Origin of the sequence: Shewanella sp. AS16 (genome assembly GCF_021412365.1) — a bacterium.
GTDB classification, from domain to species: domain Bacteria; phylum Pseudomonadota; class Gammaproteobacteria; order Enterobacterales; family Shewanellaceae; genus Shewanella; species Shewanella salipaludis.
Map to the genome: position 1 here is coordinate 1 of NZ_JAKCLK010000009.1, position 13,811 is coordinate 13,811.

Genomic DNA, 13,811 nt, shown 5'->3' on the forward strand with positions numbered 1-13,811 from the left:
ATCAGCAAGGTCAACCGCCGACACTTACTGGCCAAAGCCTACTGTCAGAGTGTCCTTACCGGAAATTTTTTGGGTTTCCGGTAAGGACACTATTTGCCTATTTGACAAAAGGAATCATATCAACGCCCGGCTCAGGCGCAACCAGCCAGAGCGGGATTTGAGCCAAAATTGGCGCTCGCGCCATTGGCACAAATGACGCGACGGTTGGTTGTCGCTTGGAGCCGTTTGTTATGAATTACGGTAAAACTTTAATCGCTTTACCATGCAAATAGTTATTTGAGCAACCGTCAACCCAAAGTTTAATTGTCTTATTTGATGCTAGCGCAAACATCCCAATCGATAGCGTTTGATCCGCTAACTTGGGATCTGTAATTGCGACGAACTGTTTACTTGAGCAAGTCTCAGAAGAAACGAATGTCGATTTGTGAACAAAGTAGACGCCTGCAGCGATTCCGCTACTAAAATTTGAAGGGAAAACTTCAACTCCCGCATTATCCTTTGGTTCCAAGCTTATCCATCCAGCAGATAAAGCATTCGCGGACATCAAAAGTGATAACGTTGCAATTACTATTTTCATTAACGTTCCTCAAGGATTCATAACATTTCATTATCGAGAAATGGATAAAATCTGTACTCAATACAGGATGATTCATAACGCCCAAATCTAGCGAATCCCCAGATAATTCCTTTTGGATTCAAATTAGTAGACACGCATGGTGTTGTTTGATCTAATCAATTTCGCACTCTTTGTTGAATTCATTGACCTTTGCCAACAGATCCAGCTCCATGCGCCACACTATCCAAATGAGTCCATATCTTACACTATTTACTCAAAAAGCAATGCCTCATTATTACATATTATGAAGCACCAAAAACGCCTTAATTCTCTGGTGGTTGCTACAGAAGCCTTACTCGATGGCAATCAGCTTTCATTGACTCAGTTAGGGCGTAATATTTCCGGCTCCGTGGCCCCTAAACACAACATCAAGCGTATCGACCGTTTGTTGGGAAATCCTCATCTGGTTGCTGATAAGTTTTTGATTTACCGCTGGCATGCGCTGCATCTGTGCGGTGCATTCTTTTCAAGACAAGAGTTATGCCCATCATTCTGGTTGATTGGTCTGATGTCCGTGAACAGCTCAGGATGATGACGCTGCGTGCATCGGTCAGTGTGCAAGGCCGTTCTGTAACCCTGTATGAGCGCACTTTCTTATTTGCCCTAACCCCTCAGAGAGAGCAATGCGCCCCGCAGTCATGATGCTTTCCTGGCCGAGCTGGCTAAGGTCTTGCCGCCACGCTGTTGTCCGCTGATTGTCACCGATGCCGGTTACCGAAATACCTCGTTTCGAGAAGTCGAGCGCCATGGCTGGTTCTGGCTTGGGCGTGTTCGTGGTGATGTCAGCTACCAGCCTTGTAAGCAGTCGTCGTGGTACTCAAATAAGTCTTTATATCCAAAGGCAACAAACATAGCCAAACATATAGGTCAGGTGAGATTGGCCCGCAAAGCCCCCTTGCTGTGTCACTTGCACTTGTACAAAGCCAAGCCCAAGTCGCGTAAAGATACCCGTTCGTCCAAGGCTGGTCGCAACCACACTGCGCAAAAAAGCTATCGTCTGGGAAGTAAAGAGCCTTGGCTGCTGGCGACCAACTTACCACCCGAGTCTTTCCCGGCAGTTAAGATAGTGGCGCTATATGCCAAACGGATGCAGATAGAAGAAACCTTCCGGGATTTAAAGAGCCCTCAATATGGCATGGGTCTGCGGCAAAGCCGAAGTAAAGATCCAAGACGCTATGATGTGCTTTTGCTCATCGCCATGCTGGTCGAGATGCTCTTGTCGTGCAGATCAAAGGAATCGTTTATTCGCTGGGCATGGACGACATACATCCTGTTGATTCATACTGCAGACTGGGATGATGAAGGGATTCTCCGGTGCTTGCAACTGTGATAGTAATATTGGCGTGTTTTTTCTGACGAAGTCAATAGAAGAAGGCCCGACAATGTTACAGATCCGGCAGGCTGCACTTGGTATATTAATTCAAGTACAAGTCTCTTATTTTAAACCAACCGCCGTTACAACCATCAATCGTTACGGTCAATATTTGACCAGATGATTTCGCGACAATTATTACAGATTTTAAAACAGCATCCGATTCAGATAAACCTGCCCAACCATTATTACCTTCGCATTGTTTAGTTTGTACTGCATTTGGAAAGCCATTTTTGAGTTTTATTGCTATAGCACCTTGCGGATTCACGAATACTTGCGATACCTCACCGATATCTTGAGAGTAATCGGCTAAGGTTTGAAAGCTACATAAGAAAAAAAATAAAAAAGTTAAACGATACATCTGTAATCTCCATCATTCATATAACATTTTAATAGTGTGCATGCGCATATTTACATTTATCAAACCCGGCAAACATTAACACAAATTACTGTTATGTAAAGAATAAAGCAGCATTGACGGCGCTAAGTTCTATGACTGAACGTGTATAACTCTCAATATAAGAAAGAAAAGAAGAGTGCAAAGACCCACCGCAGACGATGAACGCCACCGAACATCGCAGCCGCTCGCCGGGCACATCTCGCCTTGGCTTGACGTTGCTTTTTCACTAAAATGGCGGCCAACGCCCCTGCCGTCAACCGTTTAAAGCTGCATGCCAGCCAGGACACTCAATGCCAGATTTTGCTTTACTCGCCGTCTTCGTGCCGACCTTCTTCTTCGTGTCCATCACCCCTGGGATGTGCATGACCCTCGCCATGACTCTGGGGATGAGCATAGGAGTGCGCCGCACCCTGTGGATGATGCTCGGAGAACTGGCCGGGGTCGCCCTGGTGGCTGTGGCTGCCGTCATGGGCGTGGCGGCGCTGATGCTCAATTCCCCGGAGATCTTTCAGCTGCTGAAATGGCTCGGCGGCATTTATCTGGGCTATCTCGGGGTGCAGATGTGGCGCGCCAAGGGCAAGCTGGCGCTAATGGATAACGCCACTGAGCCGACGGCCAGGTTGGCCCTGATCTCCCAGGGCTTTATCACCGCCATCGCCAATCCCAAGGGCTGGGCCTTCATGTTGTCGCTGTTGCCGCCCTTCATCAGTGCCGAGCGCCCGCTCGGGCCGCAGCTGGCGGCGCTGCTTGGCGTCATCATGGTGACGGAATTCACTTCCCTGCTGGCCTACGCCAGCGGCGGCAAGAGCCTGAGACGTTTCCTCAGTCGCGGCGATAACATACGTTGGCTGAACCGGATCGCCGGCAGTCTGATGTTCGGCGTAGGTGTGTGGCTGGCGATAGGTTAAGCCCCACCGGGCCAATGTTGCCTGCCGTTACGGGTCCTTAATCGTCGGTCAATCTGGGTCTTTGTAGGGCAGATATTGACGCATCTGGAGCATGTAGACCTGCATCTGCCGCCGCTCTTCATCGACGAACTCGGCGATGGCTTTCCTGAACCCGCCGTGGGCTATCTGATGATTGGAATGGGTCGCCACTGGCTCGAAGCCACGGGCAAGCTTATGTTCCCCCTGGGCCCCTGCGTCGAAATGGGCCAACCCATGGGCGATGCAATAGTCTATGCCCTGGTAATAACAGGCCTCGAAATGCAGGTCGTCTATATCGACCGTGCTGCCCCAGTAGCGGCCATAGAGGGTATCTTCACCGAGAAAATACAGGGCGCCCGCCAGCATGTCACCCGAGCTGTCCTCCACCACCAACAGCAGCAACTGCTCCGGCATGGCGAGCGCGAGCGACTCGAAGAAGGCCTGATTCAGATAGCCGCCATGACCCGAACGCTTGAGGTAAGTCAGCCGATAACAGAGGGCGAAGGTATGCCACTGGGCCTGGGTCACCTCTGCGCCGGGAACGAAGCGAAAGGTCAGCGCCTTGGCGGCGACTCTGGCACGTTCCTTCTGCAGGTTTTTGCGTTTGCGAGAGCTCAGGCCGGCCAGGAAATCGCCGAAGTCGCCATAGCCGCGGTTATGCCAGTGAAACTGGGTGCCGAGACGACTGAGCTTGCCCTGGGATGCCAGCGCCTGCTGTGAGGCGGCGGGCAAGAACAGGCAATGCCAGGAAGAATAGCCCTGCTGCTCGATACAGAGATCCAATTCGGCGGCGATGAAGTCGATGAGGCGCTGCACCTCGGCCTGTGACAAGCCGGGTTTGATCCCCAGCCTCGGACCTGTGACAGGGGTGAAGGGAATGGCACTGACCAGCTTGGGATAATAGTCCAGACCATGACGTTCATAGGCCTCGGCCCAGGCCCAGTCGAACACATATTCGCCATAGGAATGCCCCTTGGCATACAAGGGCATCACGGCAAGCAAATCGGCCCCTTGCCAGACGGTGAGGTGCCTTGGCTGCCAGCCTGTGTTCACACTCACACAGCCGCAAGCTTCCAGGGCCGACAAGAAGGCGTAACGGCTGAAGGGATTGCCTGAGGCCATCAGCCCATCCCAGTCGGCCTGGGCTATCTCATCTATCCGGCTCATAAAGCGAGCATGCAAGGGGGCTATAGTCAAAAACTGGTTCCTAATTCATTGCAAGGATTGCAATTAAGGATAATTCTCGGCACATTGCATAGCAACAGCCAAAACAATACCAAGGATTGAGCATGCACTCAGCAACCGCCCCCCGGGCCCTTAAACGTCTGGCCAGTGGCATAGGCTTAGCCCTCTATCTGTCGCTGCCACTGCTGGGCAGCACCCAGGCGCTGGCCGCCGAATCCTCGATTTTCAGCCAGATGGCCACCGCCCAGCCCATCTATGCCAAACACGGCATGGTCGCGAGCCAGGAAGCACTCGCCAGCCGCGCCGGAGTGGAGATCCTCAAGCAGGGCGGCAATGCCGTCGATGCCGCTGTGGCCGTGGGTTTCGCCCTGGCAGTCACCCTGCCCCGCGCCGGTAACATAGGCGGCGGTGGTTTCATGTTGGTGCACCTTAACCAAGGCAACAAGGACATAGCCATAGACTATCGCGAGATGGCGCCGGGCAAAGCCCATAAGGATATCTTCCTCGACGAGCAAGGCAATCCGGTCGACAGGCTCAGCCGCGAACATGGCTTGGCGGTGGGCGTGCCCGGTACCGTGATGGGCCTGACCCAGGCACTGGAGAAATACGGCAGCCTGCCACTCAAACAAGTGATGGCACCGGCGATCAAGATGGCGACCGACGGTATCTCAGTCACAGCAGATCTCGCCACTTCGCTCTCGGGCCTCAAACGGCGTATCGCCCAATGGCCCAGTTCGGCCGCCGTCTTCTACAAGGCCGATGGCAGCGATTACCTGCTCGGCGACATACTCAAGCAGCCGGAACTGGCCCATTCGCTGCGCCTGATCGCCGCCAAGGGCAGCCAAGGCTTCTATCAGGGTGAGACGGCCACCAAGCTGGTAGACGCCATCCAACGGGCCGGCGGCATAATGACGCTGAGCGATCTGGCCAACTATAAGGTGGTCGAGCGCCAGCCGGTGCGCGGCGAGTACCGCGGCTACCAAGTGGTATCCATGCCGCCGCCATCGTCCGGCGGAGTGCATATTGTCGAGATGCTCAACGTGCTGGAACAATTCCCCATCGACAAGCTGGGCCATAACAGCGCCCAGACCCTGCACCTGATGGCCGAAACCATGAAGCATGCCTATGCCGACCGCAGCGAGTACCTGGGCGATCCCGACTTCTTCCATGTCCCTGTTAAAGCCCTGACCAGCAAGGCCTACGCCAAGCAGATCGCCAGTCAGATCGCCATGAACAAGACCACCCCCAGCAGCGAGATCAGGCCGGGCAAGTTGGCCCCCTACGAGAGCGATCAGACCACCCACTACTCTGTGGTCGACAAGTGGGGCAACGCCGTCGCCAACACCTATACCCTCAACTTCAGCTATGGCTCGGGTCTGGTCGCCGAAGGCACGGGCATACTGCTCAACAACGAGATGGATGATTTCTCGGCCAAACCCGGTGTGCCTAACGGCTACGGCCTGGTTGGCGGCGAGGCCAATGCGGTCGAAGGCAACAAGCGCCCGCTCAGCTCCATGAGCCCGACCATGGTGATGCGCGATGGCAAGCCCTTCATAGTCACAGGCAGTCCCGGCGGTTCACGCATCATCAACACCACGCTGCAGATCATCATGAATGTGATAGATCACAAGCTCAACATAGCCGAGGCCAGCTACGCCCCCAGGGTGCATCATCAGTGGTTGCCCGATGAACTCAGGGTGGAGAAGAGCCTCAACCGCGACACCATCTCCCTGCTCGAAGCCAAGGGCCACAAGGTCTCGGTACAGGAAGCCATGGGCAGCACCCAATCCATCATGGTGACAGAGGAAGGCATCTTCGGTGCCTCGGATCCGCGCCGCTCCGGCAGCGAGGCCGTGGGTTACTGAGTCGGACTCAGAGCCTGAAGCCGCAATAAAAAAGCCCTGTATTCAGGGCTTTTTCGTATCCGCTATCGGCGCTGTGACATTAGATCCAGGTCAGGCTCAGGCCCACGGCGAGCAACATGGAAGCGGCGAAGCCAAAGCGTATGCACCTGGCCCACAGCGGCCGCTCGAACAAGCGGCGCAAGAGCCCGCCGAGCAACAGCCAGAGGCTGTCCACCAGCACAGCGACCAGGAAACAGACCATGCCGGTCGAGAGGTAACTGCCAAGCGCGCCGTCGCCCGGCAGCAAAAACTGGGAAAACAACGCCAGGAAGGCGGCATAGGCCTTGGGGTTGAGTATGTTGAGGATGAAACCATCGACAAACGTTGGCCGAGGAGCAGTGTCAGATGTGGCCTTCCCATGGGACAGGGCCGGCGCCATGGCTATCTTGTAGGCCACATAAGCTATGTAGAGCGCACCTGTGAGCTGCAAGGCCAGCTTGAGTTCCGGCCAGTTGGCCAGCACGGTCGCCATGCCGGCGGTGGCCCCCACTATCGCGACCGCCAGCCCGCAGAGGATGCCGCCGAGGAAACCCAGGCTGGGTTTCACGCCGAAGGCGGCACTGGTGGCCGCCAGCGCCAGTGGCGCAGGTCCGGGTGAACCGAGCAGCAAGGCAGTTGCGGTGGCCAAGGTGATAACAGCTTCCAATTCCATCAAGATCAAGCTCCTTCTTCATGGCTCGAGTGTCGAGCCCTGGGTGATGTTTTTTGTTCTATGCACTTTGCTATACGCTATGTGCTATGTGCTACGTGCTATGGGCCATGTGCCTATGGACTGCGCCGGGAGACAGGCTCACGGCGCAGTCTTTCTCCTCCCATCAGGCCCCTTTGCCCGCCAGCTCTATGAAGGCGGCGGTGTACATCTTGAGGTTGAGCATGAACTGCGCATGGGTGATAAATTCATGCTCTGTATGGCCCGTATATTCGACGCCCGGCATCGCAGGACCGAAGCTCAGGGCATTGGGGAATAGCTTGCTGTTGGTCGAGCCGCCGATAGCCACAGGCTGGGGATCTTTGATGCCGGTGAAATGGGCGAACACCTCCAGCAATGCCTGCTGCTGCGGCGCGTCTTCCATCACCATGGGCTCGCCCCAATAGGTTTCTATGGCTTCGAGCCTTACCCCTTGCTGCGCTTGCCAGTGTGCCAACGCCTGCTGGGCCTGGCTGTCCAACAACTCGGGCGCCTTGCCTCTGGGGCGACGCAGGTTGAGGGTCACCTCGGTGCCGGCAGGCGTCTGCTTGACCACAGTCGGTGCCAGTGTCAGCGGTCCCATGAAGCTGTCGCTGTAGGCCAGCTCACCGAATTTCTCGGCATATAGCCCCAGCCCCACCAATTGGTGAATGAAGTTTTGGGTCAGCGACGCCTGGGTCTTGGGCCAGGCCTGCAGCGCCAGCAACTCCGCCAGATGGGTCACGGCATTGACGCCGTCTTCAGGGGTGGAAGAATGGGCCGCCTTACCGTCGGCGGCTATGCTCAGGCTATCGCCCGTGAGTTCAAAGCCGTAATGCATGCCGGCCTGTTTTGCCGCCAAGGCCTTGAGTCTTGCCACTAGGGCCGCATCCGCATGTTCTATGGTCGCCCTCGCCTGCTGGGGGATCTGGCTGCCGAAGTAGCCGCCGCCGAATTCGGTCAGGCTGGCACCCTGGCGCTGCGCGTCCGGCTGCTGGGGCGGCACCCGGAAGTTAATCTTGCTCCAACCCTTCTCGGCGGTCACCACAGGGTATTCGGCATCTATGGTGATATTGATGTTGGCCGGGGTAAAGCTCGTCAGGAAGTGTTTGAGGGGATCCCAGTCGGACTCTTCCGCCAGATACACCATCAGTTCGATACGCTTGTTCAGCACCAGGCCCTTATCCTTGATGGCTTTCATCGCATACATGGCGGTGACTATGGCGCCCTTGTCATCCTCGGTGCCGCGGCCGATCAACTTGCCCGGCTCCGAATGGGTATCGAGCAGATAGGGGCTCTGGGCCCAAAGCTTGGGATCGGCCGGCTGCACATCGCCATGGGTGATCACCCCCAGCTTGTCACTGCTCTGCCCCAAGCCAATCAGGATCACATAACCATGATCCTGATAATCGAGCCCAAGTTGTTCGCTCAAGGCCTGCAAGGCGTCCTTGAACCCCAGGAACTCGGGGTTGGTACTGGGTGTCAGTCCATCCTTGGCCTGGGTGTTGAAACTGACCAGCCGTGCCAGGCTGTCGACCATGGCCTTGTCATAGGTCTTGACCGCATAGTCGGCATAGGTATCGGCGATGGGCGTCAGGGCGTTGGCAAGCGAAGGCAGGGCTAAACCGGCCAGGAGCGCCGCCAGTTGCATGGGTCGGGACAGAGATGATTTCATAGGGCCTCAGAGATGTATTGTTATTCTGCTTATACTGCGTGCTGCTATTGGTACTTGTGGGTACTTGTGAGCCGTCGGTGACATTTCAGGGACGAATTTTGCCATAGATAGGGGCAAGAATGTGCAGGCTAAACCCTTTGTTACAAACAAAAGCCTAAAAGGTTAGCGTAATAAATCCCTTACGTGATAAAAAAGCCGGCTGAAAAAGGAGGGTGCGCCTCTCCGGGGCATACACCCCAACTCAAGCAGCGACAGAGCTAATTAAAACAGACTCAAAATCAATAAAATAGAGGGGAGTTACATGAAGAAGGGATACAGTCTCAAGCCCATAGTCTCGGCCATGACCTTGGCCCTGGCACTCGGCGCCTGCAGCAACACGAGCCCGGCCGGCGACACGCTGGCGGGCAACAAGGGACTGGGGGTCGATGCCAAACAGTTCACCGTGCCGGCCCCAAGGGACACGAATCCGTTTTTCCGCCCCTACAACACCTTCATGGGCATACCGGATTTCGAACACATCAAGCCGGAGCATTATCTGCCCGCCTTCACCGCCGGCATAGCCCGGCAGCGAGCCGAAATCCAGGCGATCATCGACAATCCCGCCGCCCCCAGCTTCGCCAACACGGTCGAAGCCATGGAATTTTCCGGCGACTTGGTGACCAAGGTAGAAAATGTCTTCTACAACCTCACCAGCGCCGATACCAGCGAGGCGCTACAGGCCATTTCCAAACAAGTCTCGCCGCTCCTGTCTGCCGCCGCAGACGACATCTTGCTGAACGACAAGCTGTTTGCCAGGGTAAAGGCTGTGTATTTGAACCGCGACGGCCTGAACCTCAACCGCGCCCAGGCCAAGCTGCTGGAGGACACTTACCTGTCCTTCGTTCGTGGCGGCGCCAACTTGAGTGAGCAGGACAAGGCCAAGCTCCGTGAGCTGAACGGCAAGATAGCCAAACTCAACCTGGAATTCGGCGATAACCTGCTGGCGGAAACCAATGCCTTCGAGCTGGTGATAGACAATCCGGCCGATCTCGCCGGACTGCCCCAGGACGTGATAGACACGGCGGCCCAGACCGCCACCAAACGCGGCCATGGCGGCAGCTGGGTATTTACCACCCAGAGGCCATCCATCACCCCCTTCCTGACCTATGCAGATAACCGCGCCCTGAGGGAAACCCTCTTCAAGGGTTACATCAGTCGCGGCAACAATGGCAACGGCCATGATAACAAGAAGGTGCTGGCGAAGATCGCCGCCCTGCGCGCCGAGCAGGCCCAACTCCTGGGCTACAAGAACCATGCTGAGCTGGTATTGGAAGAGCGCACCGCCAAGACCCCGGAAAATGTCTACGCCTTGCTCGACAAGGTCTGGCCGGCGGCACTGCAACAGGCCAAGGCCGAAGTGGCCGACATGCAACGGCTTATCGACGCCCAAGATGGCGGTTTCAAGCTGAAGTCCTGGGACTGGGCCTATTATGCCGACAAGATCCGCGTCGCCAGATACAGCTTCAACGAACAGCAGACCCGGCCCTACTTCTCGCTGGAGAACACCCTGAAGGGGGTATTCTACACGGCCAACCGCCTCTACGGCATCACGGTCAAGGAGCGCAAGGATCTGCCCAAATATCATCCGGATGTGCGCACCTTCGAGGTCTATGACAAAGACGGCAGCCTGATGGCCATCTTCATGGGTGACTATTATGTGCGCGACAGCAAACGCGGCGGCGCCTGGGCCAACGCCTACCGCAAGCAGTACCGCATGCATGGCGAAGATGTTAAGCCCATCATAGCCAATGTGCTCAACTTCCCGCGCCCCGCGGGCAACGAACCTGCACTGCTGACCTTCGATGAGGCCAGCACCCTGTTCCATGAGTTCGGTCATGCCCTGCATGGCATGTTGTCGAACGTCGAATACCGTTCCCAATCCGGCACGGCTGTGCCGCGCGACTATGTGGAATTTCCGTCACAGGTGATGGAAAACTGGATGACCCAACCGGAAGTGCTGGCCCGGTTCGCCAAACATTACCAGACGGGTGAAGTGATACCCCAGGCATTGGTCGCCAAGATCCAGGCCGCCAGTCAATTCAACCAGGGCTTCAACACGGTCGAGTATCTGGCGGCCACCAAGCTGGATCTGGACTGGCATACCCTGACAGATACCCAGCCCAAGGATGCGGCCAAGTTTGAAGCCGACTCCCTGGCGAAGATGGGGCTGATCGAAGAGATAGCGCCGCGCTATCGCAGCACCTATTTCAGTCACATCTTCGCCGGCGGCTATTCTGCCGGTTACTACAGCTATTTGTGGTCGGATATTCTCGGCGCCGATGCCTTCGAGGCCTTCAAGCAGAAGGGGATTTTCGACAAGGCCACAGCCGATGCCTTCAGGAATAACGTCTTGTCCCAGGGTGGCAGCGAAGACCCCATGTTGCTCTACCGCAGGTTCCGCGGTCAGGATGCGGGCATAGAGCCGCTGCTGCGCAGTCGCGGCCTGCTGGGCGACGCAGGCAAGGCGGTTAAGTTCTAATAGGACCCAGGCCCGGGCTGGCAGCAGCACTTGCTTGGGCCATAAAAAAAAGGGGGAGCCGATGGCTCCCCCTTTTTCATTCCTCTGCTTCATTCCGCTGCTTCATGCCGCTGCGGCAGTGATGCCATAGAGGCTGGCTTGCCTTAGTTCACCAGGCCACGGCGCTTGAGCAGCGCATCTGTGGTCGGCTTGCTGCCGCTGAAGTTGATGTAGTCCTGCATCAGATCCTGGCTGTTACCCTTGGACAGCACCGTCTCGCGGTACTTGGTGCCGTTTTCCAGCTTCAGACCACCGCGCTTGCCGATAACGGCGAAGGAATCGGCCGCAAACACTTCGGTCCACAGGTAGGCGTAGTAACCGGCCGAGTAGCCGCCGCCGAAGCTATGGCTGAAGTAGGTGCTCTTGTAACGTGACGGAATAGGCGCGTAATCCAGACCATGCTTGGCCAGTGCCTGTTTCTCGAACGCGGCGACATCTTTTATCTCGGTACCGGCCGGGATAGAGTGCCACTCCATGTCCAGCAGCGCCGCCGCCAGATACTCAACGGTGCCGAAGCCTTGGTTAAACTGCTGTGATTTTAATACCTTGGCAAGCAAGTCGGCAGGAATAGCCTCGCCCGTCTTGTAATGCTTGGCATAGTTGGCAATCACCTGGGGATCTACGCTCCAATCTTCGTTCGCCTGTGACGGGAACTCGACGAAATCACGGGCGGTGGAAGTGCCGGCCAGACTCGGGTATTTCACCTGGGAGAAGAGGCCGTGGATCGCATGACCGAACTCGTGGAACATGGTGCTCACTTCGTCGAAGGTCATCAGCGTCGGCTGACCTTCGGCCGGCTTGGGAATGTTGAGCGCGTTATAGACTACCGGCTTGGCCTTCAGGAGACCGGACTGAGTCACCAACTCGTCCATCCAGGCGCCGCCATTCTTGCCTGGGCGGGCATAAGGGTCCAGATAGAACAGACCTATGGAGCTGCCATCCTTGTCGAATACTTCGAAGGCTTTCACATCTTTATGCCATACCGGCAGATCGTCACGGGATTTGATCTCTATGCCGTACAGCTTGTTCATGGCGAAGAAGAGGCCGTCGTGCAGCACACGGTTGAACTCGAAGTAAGGCTTAACCAGCCCCTCATCCAGGGAGTATCTTTCCTGACGCACTTTCTCGGCGTAGTAGGCCCAGTCCCAGGCCTGGAGTTCGAAATCGGCACCCGATTTCGCTATCTCGGCCTGAATATCGGCCGCCTCGACTTTGGCCTTGGCCAATGCCTTGGGAGCCAGATCATCGAGTATGCCGTAGACGGCTTCCGGGGTCTTGGCCATCTGATCTGCAACCGTATAGGCGGCCCAGCTTGGGTAACCCAGCAGCTGTGCCTTTTCGGCTCTCAGTTGCGCCAACTTGATATCCAATGGACCATTGCTGTCCATGGCGCGATAGGCCGAGGTTTCCCAGATGGTCTTTCTCAGCTCGCGGTTCGCCAGACGCGACAGTATGGGTTGTCTGGTGGTGTTCACCAGGGTGATCATATAACCCTCTTTGCCCGCTTCTTTCGCCGCGGCCGCCAGAGAGGCGATTTCGTCTTCAGACAAGCCTTCCAGCTGCTGCTTGTCCTGCACCAAGATCACGTCTTCTTTGAATGACTTGAGTATGTTCTGGGAGAATTCGGTGCCCAGCTTGGCCAGTTCACCGTTGAGTTCACGCATCTTGGCCTTGTCGGCATCGGACAGCTTGGCGCCGGCACGTTCGAACTTGTTGTAGTAGAAGTCGACCAGACGCTGATCTTCGGCATTGAGCCGGTCCTTGGCGTCGTACACCGCCTTTATCCGGGCAAACAACTTGGCATCCAGATAGATATTATCTTCATGCTCGGTCAACTTAGGCACCATGTCGCCTTCGATCTTGGTGAAGTTGTCATCTGAAATCAACCCGGCCAGGTTGAAGAAGGCACGGCTGACACGGTTGAGCAAGGCACCCGAGGTTTCCAGTGCCACCAGGGTGTTGTCGAAGGTCGCCGGCGCGGCATTGTCCGTGATGGCCAGGATTTCGGCCTTATGCTGCTGCATGCCGAGTTCAAAGGCGGGCACGTAATCGGCGATGTTCAGCTTATCGAACTGTGGCGCCTGATCTTGCAGTGTGCTCTTATGCAACAAGACGTTTTCGGCACCCTTTTGGGCCGAGGTTTGAGCCTCAGTCTTCACGCTCTGGGTCTCCGTGATGCTTTCTGCTGAATTCTCGGAACAAGCGCCGAGCATTAACGCCGCACTCACGGCGGTGGTGATAAGAGTTTTACGCATTTGAGCTTCCTTAGGTCTTCGCCCTTTCAATTTTATTGTATGTATTCAGTCAATTCTGTCGGTGAAAGGTGCAACAAATCGATGTTTGACCTCATACCATATCAAGCCTGCCCCCCCGGGGACAATCTTTAATCTTCACCTTTGGCCCTCATCCCGGTGCGAACGACGCTTTATTATGCTTGCCACCTCTATGCCTGCAGAACTGCAGCTGTGCCGTCGCATCCGGGCGCGACCATTATGCGGCGACAGCGCAA

At 55.9% G+C, this 13,811-nt stretch carries 9 protein-coding genes and 1 pseudogene; 4 read left to right on the forward strand and 6 right to left on the reverse strand.

What is annotated here, in order from left to right; genetic code table 11:
• Nucleotides 1–235: 235 nt before the first annotated feature.
• Entirely contained in the window at nt 236–577 is a 342-nt protein-coding gene (locus LZP73_RS16375) for a hypothetical protein (protein ID WP_234236040.1), read from the reverse strand.
• Nucleotides 578–814: 237 nt separating this feature from the next.
• Between LZP73_RS16375 and LZP73_RS16380 the strand changes: the two are divergent.
• A pseudogene (locus LZP73_RS16380) lies at nt 815–1,841 on the forward strand (IS4 family transposase); the annotation flags it as partial.
• 190 nt (nt 1,842–2,031) lie between these two features.
• On the opposite strand, the gene LZP73_RS16385 reads toward LZP73_RS16380, so the two are convergent.
• Complete coding sequence (locus LZP73_RS16385; protein ID WP_234236041.1) at nt 2,032–2,349, reverse strand: hypothetical protein; 318 nt, start codon at nt 2,347–2,349, stop codon at nt 2,032–2,034.
• 329 nt (nt 2,350–2,678) lie between these two features.
• On the opposite strand from LZP73_RS16385, the gene LZP73_RS16390 reads away from it, so the two are divergent.
• Entirely contained in the window at nt 2,679–3,296 is a 618-nt protein-coding gene (locus LZP73_RS16390; protein WP_234236042.1) for a LysE family translocator, read from the forward strand.
• Nucleotides 3,297–3,344: 48 nt separating this feature from the next.
• Here LZP73_RS16390 and LZP73_RS16395 read toward each other — a convergent pair whose 3' ends face one another.
• Entirely contained in the window at nt 3,345–4,481 is a 1,137-nt protein-coding gene (locus LZP73_RS16395) for a GNAT family N-acetyltransferase (RefSeq protein WP_234236095.1), read from the reverse strand.
• Nucleotides 4,482–4,603: 122 nt separating this feature from the next.
• Here LZP73_RS16395 and ggt point away from each other — a divergent pair, with 122 nt between their 5' ends.
• Nucleotides 4,604–6,364: a gamma-glutamyltransferase gene (gene ggt / locus LZP73_RS16400; protein WP_234236043.1), complete on the forward strand. Its 1,761-nt coding sequence runs from the start codon at nt 4,604–4,606 to the stop codon at nt 6,362–6,364.
• A 79-nt stretch (nt 6,365–6,443) separates the two neighbouring features.
• Here ggt and LZP73_RS16405 read toward each other — a convergent pair whose 3' ends face one another.
• Entirely contained in the window at nt 6,444–7,055 is a 612-nt protein-coding gene (locus LZP73_RS16405; protein ID WP_234236044.1) for a LysE family translocator, read from the reverse strand.
• Between the two features lie 163 nt (nt 7,056–7,218).
• On the reverse strand, nt 7,219–8,745 hold the full coding sequence (locus LZP73_RS16410) for a dipeptidase (protein WP_234236045.1): 1,527 nt from the start codon (nt 8,743–8,745) through the stop codon (nt 7,219–7,221).
• Nucleotides 8,746–9,046: 301 nt separating this feature from the next.
• On the opposite strand from LZP73_RS16410, the gene LZP73_RS16415 reads away from it, so the two are divergent.
• Nucleotides 9,047–11,263, forward strand: coding sequence for a M3 family metallopeptidase (locus LZP73_RS16415; RefSeq protein ID WP_234236046.1), 2,217 nt, complete (start codon nt 9,047–9,049; stop codon nt 11,261–11,263).
• 143 nt (nt 11,264–11,406) lie between these two features.
• On the opposite strand, the gene LZP73_RS16420 is transcribed toward LZP73_RS16415, so the two are convergent.
• Nucleotides 11,407–13,557, reverse strand: coding sequence for a M3 family metallopeptidase (locus LZP73_RS16420; RefSeq protein WP_234236047.1), 2,151 nt, complete (start codon nt 13,555–13,557; stop codon nt 11,407–11,409).
• Between the last annotated feature and the right edge of the window lie 254 nt (nt 13,558–13,811).

Coding starts and splice junctions, on each gene's coding strand:
- LZP73_RS16375 (WP_234236040.1), bottom strand. CDS start 577: ATGAAAATAGTAATTGCAACGTTATCACTTTTGATGTCCGCGAATGCT.
- LZP73_RS16385 (WP_234236041.1), bottom strand. CDS start 2,349: ATGTATCGTTTAACTTTTTTATTTTTTTTCTTATGTAGCTTTCAAACC.
- LZP73_RS16390 (WP_234236042.1), top strand. CDS start 2,679: ATGCCAGATTTTGCTTTACTCGCCGTCTTCGTGCCGACCTTCTTCTTC.
- LZP73_RS16395 (WP_234236095.1), bottom strand. CDS start 4,481: ATGAGCCGGATAGATGAGATAGCCCAGGCCGACTGGGATGGGCTGATG.
- ggt (WP_234236043.1), top strand. CDS start 4,604: ATGCACTCAGCAACCGCCCCCCGGGCCCTTAAACGTCTGGCCAGTGGC.
- LZP73_RS16405 (WP_234236044.1), bottom strand. CDS start 7,055: ATGGAATTGGAAGCTGTTATCACCTTGGCCACCGCAACTGCCTTGCTG.
- LZP73_RS16410 (WP_234236045.1), bottom strand. CDS start 8,745: ATGAAATCATCTCTGTCCCGACCCATGCAACTGGCGGCGCTCCTGGCC.
- LZP73_RS16415 (WP_234236046.1), top strand. CDS start 9,047: ATGAAGAAGGGATACAGTCTCAAGCCCATAGTCTCGGCCATGACCTTG.
- LZP73_RS16420 (WP_234236047.1), bottom strand. CDS start 13,557: ATGCGTAAAACTCTTATCACCACCGCCGTGAGTGCGGCGTTAATGCTC.